Here is a 15,728-nt window from a genome sequence, read left to right on the forward strand (position 1 = left end):
TAATATTTTAAAATTAAGAACGTTTGCTGATTTCATCACGAATTTTAGCTGCCAACTCATAGTTTTCATTGGCTACAGCATCGTTAAGTTGTTCGTGTAATTCTTTAAGTGATAAGTGTGAGTAGCTGCCTTCTCCTTCTTCTTCCTCTTCAATTGAAAATTCTATTTCGTCTTCATCAGACTCCAAATCTTCTTCAATTGTTAATTCTTCATCCATTTTTAGATAAATACCTGCTTTATCTAAGATATTTTCGTAGGTAAAAATTGGTGCTTCAAATCGAACTGCCAAAGCTATTGCATCTGAAGTCCTTGTATCAATAACCTCTTCTACTCCTTCTCTTTCGCAGATTAAGCTTGAATAAAACACACCATCAACTAATTTGTGTATAATTACCTGCTTTACTGTGATAGAAAATCTATCAGAAAATGTTTTAAATAAATCGTGAGTAAGTGGTCTTGGAGGACGGATTTCTTTTTCCAATGCTATTGCTATTGATTGTGCCTCAAATGCTCCTATGATTATAGGAAGTGTTCTGGTTCCTTCCATTTCACTCAGCACTAAAGCATATGCCCCACTTTGTGTTTGGCTATATGAAATCCCTTTTATAGTTAGTTTAATTAAACTCATGTACAATCAATCATCATAAAATACAAAAAAACTGTCTAAATTTAGGCCTTTTGCTTAAAATTTTAGACAGCCTTCTAAAGTGGGCACAATTTACTAAAAATTATGAGTTGAACTCTAATTTATAGAAAAAGAAAAAATTACCACTATTTTATGCTTGTTTAAAAGCTTTTAATTTGTCTACTAACTGAGGTACAACTTCAAAAGCATCACCTACAATACCATAATCAGCAGCCTTAAAGAAAGGTGCTTCAGGATCTGTATTGATAACTACTTTTACTTTAGAAGCATTAATTCCTGCTAAATGTTGAATTGCTCCAGAAATACCAATAGCAATATATAAGTTCGAAGCTACTGGCTTACCTGTTTGCCCTACGTGTTCACTGTGTGGACGCCATCCTAAATCAGATACAGGCTTAGAACATGCAGTTGCTGCACCTAAAACATCAGCCAACTCCTCAACCATTCCCCAGTTTTCAGGCCCTTTCAAACCTCTTCCTGCAGAAACAACAATATCAGCATCAGCAATCGTAACTTTTCCTGTTGCTCTATTAATATTTTCAGATTTCACTCCTAATTCAGGTAATGTAGCATCAAAACCTTCAGCAGAACCACTTACTGCATTTTCATGTGCTCCGTAAGAATTTTTAGCAACACCTATTACTTTTTTCTCAGTTGAAATTTCAGTGTTATTAAACCCTTTGTTTGAGAAAGCTTTTCTTTTAACAACAAAAGGACTTGTGCTACTTGGTAAAGCTACAGCATTTGAAGCATATCCTGCCTCTAAAGCTACAGCTACTAATGGTGCTACAGTTAATCCATCAACACTAGAGTCGATAATTACTGTGTTAGCTCCTTTTGCTTCTGCTACTTGTTTAATAATTGAAGCATATGCTTTAGCATTGAATGAAGATAAGTCATTTTTTACTTCTACTACATTCTCTGCTCCGTAAGTATATAATTCAGAAGCATCTCCTCCATTAATAGTTAACACTACTAAGTCGCTTCCTAATTGTTCTGCTACTTTTTTTCCGTATGAAACAACCTCAAAAGCTGTTTTTTTGAATTTTCCTTCCGATGAATCGGCAAAAACTAATACAGACATATTTTTTTATTTTTTTAGTCGTTAGTGGTTAGTTTTTTATCATTAAACACTAACAAATATTTTTTATTTTTTCTTTTGAACTCTATTAAAACAGGTTAACTAATTAAATTACTTTCGCTTCGTTATGTAATAAATCAATTAAATCATCAACATTATCAACTAACTTAACCGCTCCTTTTGGTGCTGGTTTTTCAAAGTTTTGAGTTGCTGTCGCTGCTGCTGCACCAGTTGGTTCAACTACACTTAATGGCTTTTTACGCGCCATCATAATACCTCTCATATTAGGAATACGTAAATCTTTTTCTTCTACAATTCCTTTTTGACCTGCAATTACCATTGGTAATGTTGAAGATACTTTTTCTTCTCCTCCGTCAATCTCTCTATCTAAAGTAGCATTTGTTCCATCTACCTCTACACCAACACAACCATTAACAAAGTTAAAATCTAATAAAGAAGCTAACATCCCTGGAACCATTTGTCCATTATAATCAGCAGATTCTTTTCCTGCTAATACTAAATCATACCCTCCATTTTTAACAACTTCAGCTAACTCTTTAGCAACCATAAATCCGTCAGTTGGTTCAGCGTTTACACGAATTGCATCATCTGCACCAATCGCTAAAGCTTTACGTAAAGTAGGCTCAGTAGAAGCTCCTCCAACATTCACTACAGTTACACTTGCTCCTTGCTTTTCTTTAAACCACATTGCACGAGTTAAACTAAACTCATCGTATGGATTTATAACATATTGAACCCCGTTAGTATCAAACTTTGTATCGTTATCAGTAAAGTTGATTTTTGAAGTAGTATCAGGTACATGACTGATACAAACTAATATTTTCATATATATCGTTGTTTTAAAGAAACTTAATTTTGTGCGACGAAGTTAAGGATTTTTTTTAATTTACTATGCGTGCATAATAAATTTTTTCCTCAACATTAATCAACCTCAAAATTAAGGTATTATTATTACATAATCATTTGTTGATTTTAAAGCTACAATATTACCCCTATTTTTATTATTTTTGCACTCTTGATAAACAACTACTTATAAAACGTATGAAAACAGTACAATTTAGAGAAGCCGTTTGCGAAGCAATGAGCGAGGAAATGCGTAGAGACGAAAGCATTTACTTGATTGGAGAAGAAGTTGCTGAGTATAATGGTGCATATAAAGCCAGCAAAGGAATGTTAGACGAGTTTGGTGCTAAACGCGTTATTGATGCTCCTATTGCCGAATTAGGCTTTGGTGGTATTGCTGTAGGATCAGCAATGAACGGTAACCGCCCTATTGTTGAGTATATGACTTTCAATTTCTCGTTAGTGGGAATTGACCAAATTATTAACAATGCTGCGAAAATCCGTCAAATGAGTGGTGGACAGTTTAACTGCCCTATTGTTTTTCGTGGACCTACAGCTTCTGCTGGTCAATTAGCAGCAACACACTCACAAGCTTTTGAAAGCTGGTATGCTAACTGCCCTGGATTAAAAGTAATTGTTCCTTCTAATCCATACGACGCAAAAGGTTTATTAAAAGCTGCTATTCGTGATGATGATCCAGTAATTTTTATGGAATCTGAGCAAATGTATGGTGATAAAATGGAAATTCCTGAAGGAGAATACATTATTCCTATTGGAGTTGCTGATATTAAAAGAGAAGGTTCAGATGTAACTGTAGTATCTTTTGGTAAAATTATAAAAGAAGCTTACAAAGCTGCTGACGAATTAGCTAAAGAAGGAATTTCAGTTGAAATTATCGATTTACGCACCGTTCGTCCAATGGATCATAAAACTATTTTAGAATCTGTTAAGAAAACTAACAGATTGGTAATTTTAGAAGAAGCATGGCCATTTGGAAGTGTTTCATCAGAAATTACTTTTAGGGTACAAGATGAAGCATTTGATTATTTAGATGCTCCTATTAAAAGGATTACAACTGCTGATGCTCCTGCTCCTTATTCTCCTGTGTTATTGGAGGAATGGTTACCAAATGCAAATGATGTTGTATCAGCCGTAAAAGAGGTAATGTACCGCAAATAATTGAAGAAAAAAGAAATTGAAAAATAAATTAAAATCCTTTTGACTCTGGTCAAAAGGATTTTGTAGTAAAAAAAAATGATGAAACATCTTCTTACCTTACTATTACTACTAGCTACCAATGTTTTATGTGCACAATTAACCATACAAGGTAAAGTAGTTGACGAGTTTGACACTCCAATGCCTTTCGTTAATGTCATCCTAAAAAACACTACGCACGGAACCACTACTGACGATAACGGTAGATTTTATCTAAAAACAAATAAATACAGAGGTGTACTCGAAATATCTTTTGTAGGATTCCAAACGCAAACAATAAAAGTTAGTCAAAAGACAAAGTTTTTAAGTATTGTTTTAAAAGAGGAAAGTAATGAGTTAGAAGAAGTTGTTATTGTTACCAAACCTAAAAAACGTTTAAAGAAAAAGGAAAACCCTGCCTATAGAATTTTAAAAGAAATTTGGAAACGTAAACGAAAAAATGGTCTTGACTTAGTTGATCATTATCAATACAAAAAAAACACATCCATAGAAATAGGGCTAAACAACTTAGATACACTGTTCTTGAAAAAGATATTTAAAAAAGAGTATAAACAAGCTCTTCAAGAAATAAATTATGATAGCGATGGAATAAACTACTACATTCCTATTTTCTTAAATGAACAAGTTGCTAATGTTTATGGAGACAATAAAAACAACAATATTAGAGAAGATATTGAGGCTGAAAAATCTGAAGGTTTAAGTGCCCAAGGTTTTATTTTTGATAGAATGGCTAATACTTTTCAAAATGTTGATGTTTTTAAAAACAATATCAATTTACTTCAAAAGCCCTTTGTTAGTCCTTTATCTACTGATGGCTTTTCTACTTACGATTATGTTTTATATGATAGTATTGTAAACAATAATAAAAAACTCTACAACATTTACTTCTTCCCAAGAAGGGATGGTGATTTAGCTTTTCAAGGGAACTTTTGGGTAGCTGACAAAAACTTCTCTATCAAAAAACTAAAAATGAAAGTCCACAAAAGCATTAACTTAAACTTTGTAAGAGGGCTTACTTTTGAAAAAGAATTTGAAGTACGAAACGATAGTATATACATCCCCACTAAAAATGCCTATGAAGGTGACTTTACTTTTATTGACAAAAATGAAAGCAACAAAGGATTAACTATTAAAAAGAATATTACTTTTAAGAATTATGTTTTAAACAAGGCACTTCCTAAAAACTTCTATGAACAAACTATTGAAAAAATAAGGCCTGATCAATACAAAAAAGAAGAGTCTTATTGGGCAGATGTTCAATCCAATGAAAGTAAAAACACCTACAAATTAATTGAAAGTGTCAAAGAAAAAAAACAAATAAAAAACCTAACTGGATTAATAAACACTGTAGCTAGTGGATATATAAACACCAAATTTGGTGTACAAATTGGGCCTTTATGGACTGCTTTTGCTAACAATCAGGTAGAAGGATTCAGAACCAAAATGGGATTCAGAACCTTTATTACTAAAGATGATCGTTTTCGCCTAGGAGGTCATGTTGCTTACGGTTTTAAAGACAAAAAAGCAAAGTATGGTGCAGAAGCTCGCTATCTTCTATCTTATAAACCAAGAATTGCTGTTGGTGTTGCATATCAAAAAGATATTGAACAATTGGGTAGTACCCTATTAAACACAACACAACTTTTAGGGAGAAGTTTTGGTACGGCTGCATTATTTTCTAGAGGAGATAATTTCTTTTTATCTAATATTGAAAAAATAGCTACAAATTTTGATTACCAAGTTCAACAGAACTTACATGTAGGGTTTAATTTTTCTCACTCAAAAATAGCTTCAGCTTCTGAGAAAGATTTCTCCATGAATTACATTGATGAAAACGGAAATATTCAATCAAGAGTTACTGATGTAGCTTCCGACATTTATGTTTCTTTCACTCCTGGAAGATTTGTATATGGGTTAGGTGTAGAAAGACGTTTTGGACGAAACGTATTTCCTACTTTCGTATTAAACTACCGAAAAGGTTATAAAGGACCTTTTAATGGAACTCACAGTTACGATAAAATCCAATTCAAATACAGCCAACCTATTCTACTTAGTAAGTTTGGAACTTTAGACGCTAGCATTGAAGCAGGAAAAACATTTGGCACTGTTCCTGTTGCTTTATTAAGCCCAATACCTGCCAACCAAACGTTTTCATTAGTAAAAGATACTTTTGCCTTACTTAATTACTACGATTTTGTTGCTGACGAATATTTAGCAGGACATTTTGAACACCATTTTAATGGTTATATTCTGAATAGAATTCCGCTATTGAAAAAATTAAAATTAAGAAGTTTAGTTTCTTTTAGAGCTGCTTATGGAAATATATCTCAAGAGAATAGAGCTATAAACGATGGCTTATCTAATAGCAGTGGAGCTTATAACATTAACTACAACGCTCCAAATAAACTATATTATGAATATAGTGTTGGGCTAGAAAATATTGGTTATGGTAACTTACGTTTTCTGAGAATTGATGCTATTTGGAGAAGTAATTATACACCTCCAACAGGATCAGTTGTTACTCCAACACCAAAGTTTGCAATCCGTATAGGTATTAAACCTGGCTTATAATCATACATTTAACCATAAATTACCTTTATTTTTTCTTTAAAAAAACTAATAAATCACTACTTTTGCAAACCGATTTTAGAAAACGAAGAAAAGTTTAGAATATATGACCGCAAAAGAAAGAAAAACAGTTGATGTTTTAATTGAAATACCAAAAGGTAGTAGAAACAAGTACGAATACGATTTTGATTTAGGAAAAATTCGTTTTGACAGAATGTTATTCTCTTCAATGATGTACCCTGGAGACTATGGGTTTATTCCTCAAACTTTAGCATTAGATGATGATCCATTAGATGTTTTAGTTTTAGGTGCTGAACCAACTTTCCCGATGTGTGTTATGGAGGTAAAACCAATTGGTGTTTTCCATATGGCAGACGAAAAAGGTCCAGATGAAAAGATTGTTTGTGTACCAGTATCTGATCCTATTTGGAACAGGTATAATGATATCACAGATTTAAACCCTCACCGTCAAAAAGAAATTACACACTTCTTCCAAGTATATAAAGACTTAGAAAAGAAAAAAGTTGATATCGGAGACTGGGGTAATGCAGATGAAGCTTACGAAATTTTAGATAAATGTTTAGAGCGTTATGAGAATAGCGAACATAAAGCTAATGGAAATTTCAAGATTTAATCTGTAAAAATTATCCTATATAAAACAAAAAACCTCTCAGTTACAACTGAGAGGTTTTTTGTTTAGTTATTGATTTTGTTATATTTACGAACACTTATAACTAATCAAATAACAATAACATGAAACAAAACATGATATATGTGCCAATACTTTTGGCACTTTTAGGACTCATTTTTATGTATATAAAAATGATCTGGGTTAAAAAACAAGATGCAGGAAATGAAAAAATGCAATCCATTTCAAAAAGTATTAAAGAAGGAGCTCTTGCTTTTTTAGCTGCCGAATATCGATTATTACTAATCTTTGTTATTATCGCTTCATTAGCTTTATTCGGAATCTCTCAATTAGTAGAAACAACCAGCATTATGATTGTTCCTGCATTTATAATAGGAGCAATTTTTTCTGCACTAGCAGGAAACATAGGAATGCGTATTGCAACCGATGCTAACGCAAGAACAGCTGAAGCTGCAAAAACTAGTCTGCCACAAGCTTTAAAAGTATCTTTTGGTGGTGGAACCGTAATGGGACTTGGTGTCGCTGGTTTAGCTGTTTTAGGTCTAAGTTTATTTTTTCTAATATTCGTCGGTCAATTTATTACAGATGATGGAAATTTCTATAATGAAATGACTGTCGTACTAGAAGCTTTAGCTGGTTTTTCTCTAGGAGCTGAATCTATTGCTTTATTTGCTCGTGTTGGTGGAGGTATTTATACCAAGGCTGCCGATGTAGGTGCCGATTTAGTAGGTAAAGTAGAAGCAGGAATCCCAGAAGACGACCCTCGTAATCCTGCTACCATTGCAGATAACGTTGGTGATAACGTTGGTGATGTTGCTGGTATGGGTGCTGATTTATTTGGTTCATACGTAGCAACAGTATTAGCAGCCATGGTTCTTGGAAACTATGTTATTAGAGATATGTCAATAGACTCTACTTTTTCCGATGCATTTAACGGAATGGGACCAATATTACTTCCGTTAGTAATTGCTGGAGTTGGTATTGTAGCTTCCATTATTGGAACTTTCTTGGTAGGAATTAAAGACAATACAGCAAAAGAAGCAGAAGTACAAAAAGCATTAGATACAGGAAACTGGGTTGCTATTATTTTAACCTTAGCAGCAAGTTTCTTCTTAATTAAATGGATGCTTCCTGAAACAATGCAAATGAAATTCTTTGGGGCAGGTTTTAAAGAAGTGCCTTCTATAAATGTATTTTGGTCAGCCTGTATTGGTTTAGCCGTAGGTGCTTTAATTTCTATGGTTACTTCTTACTACACAAGCCTAGGAAAAAAACCTGTATTAACTATTGTACAAAATAGTGCTACAGGAGCTGGTACTAATATTATTGCTGGTTTAGCTGTAGGTATGAAGTCTACTTTCTTGTCTGTTTTATTATTTGCAGCTGCAATTTACGGTTCATATTATTTTGCAGGGTTTTACGGAGTTGCTTTAGCAGCTTCAGCAATGATGGCAACTACTGCTATGCAATTGGCTATTGATGCTTTCGGACCTATTGCTGACAATGCTGGTGGAGTTGCTGAAATGAGCGAATTAGAAGATCATGTTCGTGAGCGTACTGATATATTAGACTCTGTTGGAAACACAACTGCTGCGGTTGGTAAAGGTTTTGCCATTGCTTCTGCTGCCTTAACTGCTTTAGCTTTATTTGCAGCTTATGTAACTTTTACAGGAATTGACGGGATAAATATTTTTAAAGCAGATGTATTAGCTATGCTATTTGTTGGAGGAATGATTCCTGTAATATTTTCAGCATTGGCAATGCAATCAGTGGGAAAAGCAGCTATGGAAATGGTACACGAAGTACGTCGTCAGTTTAAAGAAATTCCAGGAATTATGGAAGGAACAGGTACCCCTGAATACGCAAAATGTGTAGATATCTCAACCAAAGCTGCCTTAAAAGAAATGATTTTACCAGGGCTAATAACTATCATCACCCCAATTATTATCGGATTATTATTTGGCCCTGAACCTTTAGGTGGTTATATGGCTGGTGTTTGTGTATCAGGTGTTATGTGGGCTATTTTCCAAAATAATGCTGGTGGTGCATGGGACAACGCTAAGAAATCTTTTGAAGCAGGTGTTGAAATCAACGGAGAAATGACCTACAAAGGTTCTGATGCTCATAAAGCAGCAGTTACTGGTGATACTGTTGGAGACCCTTTTAAAGACACCTCTGGACCCTCAATGAATATTTTAATTAAACTTACATGTTTAGTTGGTTTAGTTATTGCTCCAATATTAGGCGGGCATACTTCTTCTGAAACAAATGAAGAGACAGAAAACATTAAAGTTTGGATTGACAAGAATGGTGAAAAACATGAAATAAAACTTTCTACTGATGCTGAATTTACTACAGAAAACAAATTAGAAAACATCGTTAAAGTAAATATTGAAAAGAATGACGATGGTACTGCTAAAGCAACCATTACAACCACTACTATTAAAAAAGGTGAAGAAGTAACTGAAGAAAAAACTTTTGAAGGTACTTTAGAAGAAGTTGAAAAGAAAATTAAAGAATACGAAAATTCAAAAAAAGAATAATCCTCAAATTCGTATAAAACTCAAACCCGATAGCAGTATTTCTATCGGGTTTCTTATTTTTGTGGCGATGTCAAGAACCGTCCGTATTTTTTCTATAGACACCCCTGAGCTCTTCAAACAAAAGCTGTTTGTTTGGGCTAAACAGTTTGAAACAGCTATTTGGTTAGATTCTAATAACTATGAACAACAATACAGCTCTTTTGATTGTGCTTTAGCTGTAGAAGAGTTTACTTCTATTAAAACAGATTACTATAACGCTTTTGATAAGCTAAAAGAATATCAATCTTTCACCAAAGACTACATCTTTGGCTACATTAGTTATGATGTTAAAAATGATACTGAAAGACTAATCTCTAATAATTTTGACGGGCTTCATTTTCCTGACTTGTATTTTTTTCAACCTCAAAAATTAATTTTCATCAAAGGAAATACAGTTGAATTTCACTATTTACAAATGATTGATGATGAGCTAGAAGAAGATTTTGAAGACATTATTGAAACCAATTCTATTATTCAAAATCATGAACAAGAAGAAACAGATGAAGTAAAAATAAAACTCCGAATACATAAAGATGAATACCATCAAAAGGTAGAAAAAGTATTGGAGCATATCCATAGAGGAGATATTTATGAAGCTAACTTCTGTCAAGAGTTCTATGCAGAAGACACAATCATAAATCCGTATAAAGTATATACACAGTTAAACAAAATATCAGAGCCTCCATTTGCTACTTTTTTTAGAAATGACAATCATTACTTGCTTTCTGCTACTCCAGAACGATATATCAGAAAAGAAGCTTCTAAAATTATTTCTCAACCTATAAAAGGAACTGCAAAACGACTTATCAATACTATTGAAGACGAGAAAATTGCTTTTGATTTAGCTCGTGATGAGAAAGAACGATCAGAAAATATTATGATTGTAGATTTAGTTCGTAACGACTTATCAAGAACAGCTAAAAAAGGAAGTGTCCAAGTAGAAGAACTATGTAAAGTATACTCTTTTAAACAAGTTCACCAAATGATTTCTACTGTAGTTTCAGAAATTGAAAATACTACACATCCAGTTGATGTAATCAAAGACACCTTCCCCATGGGCAGCATGACCGGAGCTCCCAAAATTTCAGCCATGAAAATCATTGAAGAATTAGAAGAAACCAAACGCGGTTTATACTCTGGAACCGTTGGCTATTTTACTCCAAATGGTGATTTCGATTTTAACGTAGTTATCCGAAGTATTTTATACAATGCAGAAAATAAATACGTTTCATACTCAGTTGGTGGTGCTATTACAGCTAAATCTACTCCAGAAAAAGAGTATGAAGAATGCTTACTCAAAGCCAAGGCTATGAAATATGTTTTAACGCATACTAACAAAAGTTAACTATATTTATAACAAATACTCAGAATAAATATTTCTAATCAAAAAACTATTACAAAAAATAAAGAGATGAAAAACACATTTAAAATTATATTTTTCGTTGCTGTTATTGCATCAATGACATCTTGTAAAGCTAACAAGTATTCATTTTTAAACGATTATCCTACTAAAAATGTTCCTTTGGTTGACAGCACAAACTTTAGCAATCATGTAGAAGGTAAACTATTAACCAAATCGCAACAAGAACTTTTAAAACTTCCTTCAATTTTTGAAGAACAATTAAATGAGAAAAATGCTAAAATTGGTGTTTCTTACCTTCCTAAAATATCAGAAAACTTTCAATCTGTAGTATATTATTTCTATCCAAATAATACTGAGTTAATCTCTATGTTAGTAACTTACGATAAGCAATTCAATATAATTAACAGTCAAGTATTGGCTTATGATGAAATAGCGGAAGGAATGTTAAAAACCACTTCTACTCTTAATAAAAATAGCATTGAATTAGTAGAGTATATTTCTGATTCTCCATCTACTATTATTTTTAATATTTTAGAAGACGGAAACATTACTAGAGACTAAATGACACATCATACATTTACATTCAATTTTCAAAAAACTGAGTTTTTTGGTCAATACTGGAAACCTGAAAACGTAAAAGCTGTGGTAGTGATTATCCACGGAATGGGAGAGCACTCTGGTAGATATGAACATGTAGCGAAAAAGCTAACAGATAATAATTTTGGAGTAATTGCTTTTGATCACTTCGGACATGGTAAAACAACAGGAAAAAGAGGACATAATCCTGGTTACAACTATGTATTAGAAAGTGTAACTAAATTAATTGATAAAGCCAAAGAGGTTTTTGGCGACAAACCTACCTTTTTATATGGACATTCTATGGGAGGTAATACTGTAATTAATTATACTCTTAGAAAAGAACATCATCTAAAAGGAATTATAGCTACAAGTCCTTTTTTACGTTTAGCATTTCAACCACCTGCGTGGAAACTTTCTTTAGGGAAAATAATGCAAAAAATAGCTCCTTCAATTACTTTAGGTAATGAATTAGATGCAAATGATATATCTCGTGATCCTGTTGAAGTTGAAAAATATAGCAATGACCCTTTAGTTCATGATAAAGTTAGCCCTAATTTCTCTTTATCCTTTATTGATGCTGGTGAATGGGCTATAAAAAATGCTTCCACTCTAAAAACACCAATGTTACTATTACACGGTACAGGAGATAAAATTATTGATTATAAAGGCACGGAAGCTTTTGCTAACAATGCACCTAAAGCCAGTATAAAATTATATGAAGGCGGATATCATGAGTTACAAAATGACTTATGTAAAGAAGAAATGTTACAAGATGTTGTAAACTGGTTAAACACTCAATTACAATAATTATCCATCTAAATGCTCCAAAAATTAGCAAAACATATCGACGAACAATTTCCCTTTTTAAAAGAGAAAAAATTACTCGTAGCTATTTCTGGAGGAGTTGATAGTGTTGTTCTAACACATCTTTTACATCAACTGCATTTTAATATTTCATTAGCTCACTGTAATTTTAATTTAAGAGGTACAGAAAGTGATTTAGACGAAGTATTTGTTAAAGAGTTAGGAGAAAGCTTAAATATCCAAACATTTACAACACACTTTAACACGAATAAATATGCTGTTAAGAATAAATTATCAACACAGCTAGCAGCAAGAGAGTTACGTTATAATTGGTTTAACAGCCTTAGCCAAGAAAATATTTTTGATTATATACTAACAGCACATCATGCTGACGATAATTTGGAAACTTTTATAATCAACCTATCTCGTGGCACAGGGTTAGAAGGCTTAACTGGAATTCCTCCAATTAATGAAAATATCGTCCGACCTTTACTTGTTTTTCCCCGTGAAGAAATTGTAACATTTGCCAAAAACAATAATATTGAGTGGCGTGAAGATAAAAGTAATGCTGAAACAAAATATTTGAGAAATAAAATTCGTCATCAAATAACACCAACACTAAAAGAACTGAATCCCAATCTTTTAAATAATTTCAATAAAACAATTGATCATTTAAAAGAATCTCAACAAATTGTTAATGACAAAATAGAAGAAATCACCCATGAAATCGTCTCAAAAGAGGGAGATTTATTAAAAATAAGTATTGGAAAACTGTTAAAGTTATCTAACCCGAAAGCATACCTATACCAACTGCTAAAGCCTTATAAATTCACGGAATGGGACGATGTTTACAACTTAATTTATGCTCAATCAGGTAAACGTATTTTAACAAAATTTTATACTTTGTTGAAAGACAGAGATTTTTTATTACTTTTACGCACTAATGAAAAGCCTTCTTTTGAAGAGGAATATTTCATTATAAGGGAGGAAAACAAAGAAATTACAGCACCTATCAAGCTGCTACTAAAAAGGGTTCAAGAAAAAACTAATACTGATAATAACAGTATTTACGTTGATGACGAACTACTTAGTTTCCCTCTAAAACTTAGACGGTGGAAATCCGGTGACTTTTTTTATCCTAAAGGAATGTTAGGTCGTAAAAAAGTAAGTAAGTATTTTAAAGACGAAAAGATATCAATTGTAAACAAAAATAAAGTTTGGTTACTCTGTTCCAGTAAAAATGAGATTATTTGGATAGTAGGAAAACGACAAGATAGACGCTTTTTACCAACAGAAAAAACAACCAAACTATTGAAAATTAGTATTTAATTAACCCCATCAAACTACAATAGAATGAAAAAATTCTTTACTCTATTTTTATTATTCATAGGTTTAGCGGTTTATTCTCAATCTGATGATAATCCCGTAGTTGTTACTCCTAAAGTAGAGAAGATCTCTGATACTGAGTACGACTTAATTTTTGACGTGTTAATTGCTGAAGACTGGCATTTATACTCTCAGTATAATCCAGAGGATGCGTCACTACCTATGACAATTGCTCCTGCAGAAGGACAATCTGGATATACCTTAAATGGTAAAGCCAAAGAAAGCGAAACAGAAACTCAGTTTAGTGAAATCTGGGGAAAAGACGAAATCTTTTTTGTTGAAGAAGGTAAAATAGTACAACGAATTACTGTTTCTGACTCTACATTAACAAAAGTTACATTAAACCTTGACGCACAAGTATGTAAAGAATACTGTTTACCTTTTGATGAAGATTTTACATTCTCATTAACAGGTGAAGAAGTAGCACAAACTGTTGCAGAAGTTGACGATAAAAGTAAAGAGTTATCTCAAACTTTAAACTTAGACTTAAAAAACACTGTTTTATTAAAAAGCTCAACTGATGCAAATACAGGAGAAGAAGAAGACAATAGCTTATTAAACATTTTCTTATTAGGTTTTGTTGGTGGATTATTAGCTTTTTTAACTCCATGTGTATTCCCAATGGTACCTTTAACTGTATCTTTTTTCACAAAACGTACAGAGAAAAAAGGAAAGGGTGTTGGTAGTGCTGTTTTATACGGTTTCTTTATCGTATTAATCTATGGATTAATAAGTTTACCTTTCCACTTTCTAGACACATTAGATCCTGAAATATTAAATAGTATTTCAACCAACATTTGGTTAAACTTATTCTTCTTTGTTATTCTAATATTCTTTGCAGGTTCATTCTTCGGTTTTTACGAATTAACATTACCTAGCTCTTGGAGTAATAAAGCAGATAGCGCATCTAACATTGGAGGAGTTATCGGAATTTTCTTCATGGCTTTAACTTTAGCTATCGTATCATTCTCTTGTACAGGACCTATTTTAGGATCATTATTAGCAGGATCGTTAAGCGGTGGTGCTATGCAATTATCAGTAGGTATGGTAGGGTTTGGATTAGCTTTAGCATTACCATTTGCTTTATTTGCAATGTTCCCTAACTGGTTAAACACATTACCAAAGTCTGGTGGATGGTTAAACACTGTTAAAGTTGTTTTAGGTTTTATTGAATTAGCTTTTGCTTTCAAATTCTTATCAAACGCTGACTTAGTAGGTCACTGGGGATTATTAAAAAGAGAAATCTTTATTGGAATATGGGCATTAATTGCATTTTTATTAGCACTTTACTTATTTGGATTTATTGGTAAAAGATACGGTAAAATAACTCTTTTTAGAGTGTTATTAGGATTAGGTTCTTTAGGCTTAGCTGTATACTTAGCTCCTGGAGTTATGGAGAAACCAGCATGGAGTCAAAATGAATTATTAAGTGGATTTGCTCCACCTAAATTCCATAGTATCTATCAAAAAGATAACCACTGTCCTCTTAACCTAAACTGTTTTAAAGATTTTGATGAAGGTATAGCTTACGCAAAATCGGTTAACAAACCTGTATTATTAGACTTTACAGGATGGGCATGTGTAAACTGTCGTAAAATGGAAGAGAATATTTGGAGTCAACCAAACATCTACTCTTTAATTAATGATGATTATGTATTAATTTCATTATATGTAGATGACCACCAAAGAACGTTACCAGAAGAAGAGCAATTCGACTTTATCAAATCTAACGGAAAAGTAAAAAGAATTAGAACTTATGGTGATAAATGGGCTACTTTACAAGCTGCTAACTTTAAAACAGCTTCTCAACCATTCTATGTATTAATGAGTCCTGAATTAGAGGTATTAAACTCACCTCAACAATATACAGATCATGCAACTTACTACAATTGGTTAAAAACTGGTTTAGACAGATTCAATTCTAACTAATTTTAGTTTTAGCATTATAATATTTAAAAGCCTCTTTTTTAAAAAAGAGGCTTTTTTTATAT

12 protein-coding genes are annotated in these 15,728 nt (G+C 32.7%); 9 read left to right on the top strand and 3 right to left on the bottom strand.

The window, feature by feature from the left end:
- Positions 1 to 13: 13 nt before the first annotated feature.
- The 3 genes from C8N27_RS13185 to C8N27_RS13195 all read right to left on the bottom strand — a co-directional run bounded on the left by C8N27_RS13185 (position 14) and on the right by C8N27_RS13195 (position 2,574).
- Positions 14 to 628 carry a bifunctional nuclease family protein gene (locus tag C8N27_RS13185; protein ID WP_099215629.1) on the bottom strand — a complete coding sequence of 205 codons (615 nt, stop codon included), beginning with the start codon at positions 626 to 628 and terminating at the stop codon, positions 14 to 16.
- Between the two features lie 148 nt (positions 629 to 776).
- Positions 777 to 1,730 (bottom strand): electron transfer flavoprotein subunit alpha/FixB family protein, encoded by a 954-nt coding sequence (locus C8N27_RS13190; protein ID WP_099215630.1) that lies wholly within the window; start codon positions 1,728 to 1,730, stop codon positions 777 to 779.
- 103 nt (positions 1,731 to 1,833) lie between these two features.
- Positions 1,834 to 2,574 carry an electron transfer flavoprotein subunit beta/FixA family protein gene (locus C8N27_RS13195; protein ID WP_099215631.1) on the bottom strand — a complete coding sequence of 247 codons (741 nt, stop codon included), beginning with the start codon at positions 2,572 to 2,574 and terminating at the stop codon, positions 1,834 to 1,836.
- A gap of 215 nt (positions 2,575 to 2,789) precedes the next feature.
- Here C8N27_RS13195 and C8N27_RS13200 point away from each other — a divergent pair, with 215 nt between their 5' ends.
- The 9 genes from C8N27_RS13200 (at position 2,790) to C8N27_RS13240 (ending at position 15,666) form a co-directional block, all read left to right on the top strand.
- A complete protein-coding gene (locus C8N27_RS13200) occupies positions 2,790 to 3,770 on the top strand; it encodes a pyruvate dehydrogenase complex E1 component subunit beta (protein WP_099215632.1) in 981 nt (326 codons plus the stop codon).
- Between the two features lie 75 nt (positions 3,771 to 3,845).
- A complete protein-coding gene (locus C8N27_RS13205) occupies positions 3,846 to 6,377 on the top strand; it encodes a DUF5686 and carboxypeptidase-like regulatory domain-containing protein (protein WP_121147929.1) in 2,532 nt (843 codons plus the stop codon).
- A gap of 103 nt (positions 6,378 to 6,480) precedes the next feature.
- Positions 6,481 to 7,008 carry an inorganic diphosphatase gene (locus C8N27_RS13210; RefSeq protein ID WP_121147931.1) on the top strand — a complete coding sequence of 176 codons (528 nt, stop codon included), beginning with the start codon at positions 6,481 to 6,483 and terminating at the stop codon, positions 7,006 to 7,008.
- Positions 7,009 to 7,127: 119 nt separating this feature from the next.
- The gene (locus C8N27_RS13215; RefSeq protein ID WP_121147933.1) at positions 7,128 to 9,566 is read left to right on the top strand and encodes a sodium-translocating pyrophosphatase; all 2,439 of its coding nucleotides are present in this window, start codon (positions 7,128 to 7,130) and stop codon (positions 9,564 to 9,566) included.
- Positions 9,567 to 9,633: 67 nt separating this feature from the next.
- Positions 9,634 to 10,950 (top strand): aminodeoxychorismate synthase component I, encoded by a 1,317-nt coding sequence (gene pabB / locus C8N27_RS13220; protein ID WP_121148031.1) that lies wholly within the window; start codon positions 9,634 to 9,636, stop codon positions 10,948 to 10,950.
- Between the two features lie 66 nt (positions 10,951 to 11,016).
- Complete coding sequence (locus tag C8N27_RS13225; RefSeq protein ID WP_147431743.1) at positions 11,017 to 11,529, top strand: hypothetical protein; 513 nt, start codon at positions 11,017 to 11,019, stop codon at positions 11,527 to 11,529.
- Complete coding sequence (locus C8N27_RS13230) at positions 11,530 to 12,354, top strand: alpha/beta hydrolase (protein ID WP_121147935.1); 825 nt, start codon at positions 11,530 to 11,532, stop codon at positions 12,352 to 12,354.
- 12 nt (positions 12,355 to 12,366) lie between these two features.
- A complete protein-coding gene (gene tilS / locus C8N27_RS13235) occupies positions 12,367 to 13,680 on the top strand; it encodes a tRNA lysidine(34) synthetase TilS (RefSeq protein ID WP_121147937.1) in 1,314 nt (437 codons plus the stop codon).
- A gap of 24 nt (positions 13,681 to 13,704) precedes the next feature.
- Positions 13,705 to 15,666: a protein-disulfide reductase DsbD family protein gene (locus C8N27_RS13240; protein ID WP_121147939.1), complete on the top strand. Its 1,962-nt coding sequence runs from the start codon at positions 13,705 to 13,707 to the stop codon at positions 15,664 to 15,666.
- Positions 15,667 to 15,728: the final 62 nt, after the last annotated feature.

This window comes from Tenacibaculum discolor, from assembly GCF_003664185.1.
Lineage (GTDB): Bacteria > Bacteroidota > Bacteroidia > Flavobacteriales > Flavobacteriaceae > Polaribacter > Polaribacter discolor.

What these genes read in the sequence shown, in the direction of transcription:
- pabB (WP_121148031.1), top strand. Translation starts at nt 9,634, where the DNA reads ATGTCAAGAACCGTCCGTATTTTTTCTATAGACACCCCTGAGCTCTTC.
- C8N27_RS13205 (WP_121147929.1), top strand. Translation starts at nt 3,846, where the DNA reads ATGATGAAACATCTTCTTACCTTACTATTACTACTAGCTACCAATGTT.
- C8N27_RS13185 (WP_099215629.1), bottom strand. Translation starts at nt 628, where the DNA reads ATGAGTTTAATTAAACTAACTATAAAAGGGATTTCATATAGCCAAACA.
- C8N27_RS13240 (WP_121147939.1), top strand. Translation starts at nt 13,705, where the DNA reads ATGAAAAAATTCTTTACTCTATTTTTATTATTCATAGGTTTAGCGGTT.
- C8N27_RS13230 (WP_121147935.1), top strand. Translation starts at nt 11,530, where the DNA reads ATGACACATCATACATTTACATTCAATTTTCAAAAAACTGAGTTTTTT.
- C8N27_RS13225 (WP_147431743.1), top strand. Translation starts at nt 11,017, where the DNA reads ATGAAAAACACATTTAAAATTATATTTTTCGTTGCTGTTATTGCATCA.
- C8N27_RS13200 (WP_099215632.1), top strand. Translation starts at nt 2,790, where the DNA reads ATGAAAACAGTACAATTTAGAGAAGCCGTTTGCGAAGCAATGAGCGAG.
- C8N27_RS13210 (WP_121147931.1), top strand. Translation starts at nt 6,481, where the DNA reads ATGACCGCAAAAGAAAGAAAAACAGTTGATGTTTTAATTGAAATACCA.
- C8N27_RS13195 (WP_099215631.1), bottom strand. Translation starts at nt 2,574, where the DNA reads ATGAAAATATTAGTTTGTATCAGTCATGTACCTGATACTACTTCAAAA.
- C8N27_RS13215 (WP_121147933.1), top strand. Translation starts at nt 7,128, where the DNA reads ATGAAACAAAACATGATATATGTGCCAATACTTTTGGCACTTTTAGGA.
- C8N27_RS13190 (WP_099215630.1), bottom strand. Translation starts at nt 1,730, where the DNA reads ATGTCTGTATTAGTTTTTGCCGATTCATCGGAAGGAAAATTCAAAAAA.
- tilS (WP_121147937.1), top strand. Translation starts at nt 12,367, where the DNA reads ATGCTCCAAAAATTAGCAAAACATATCGACGAACAATTTCCCTTTTTA.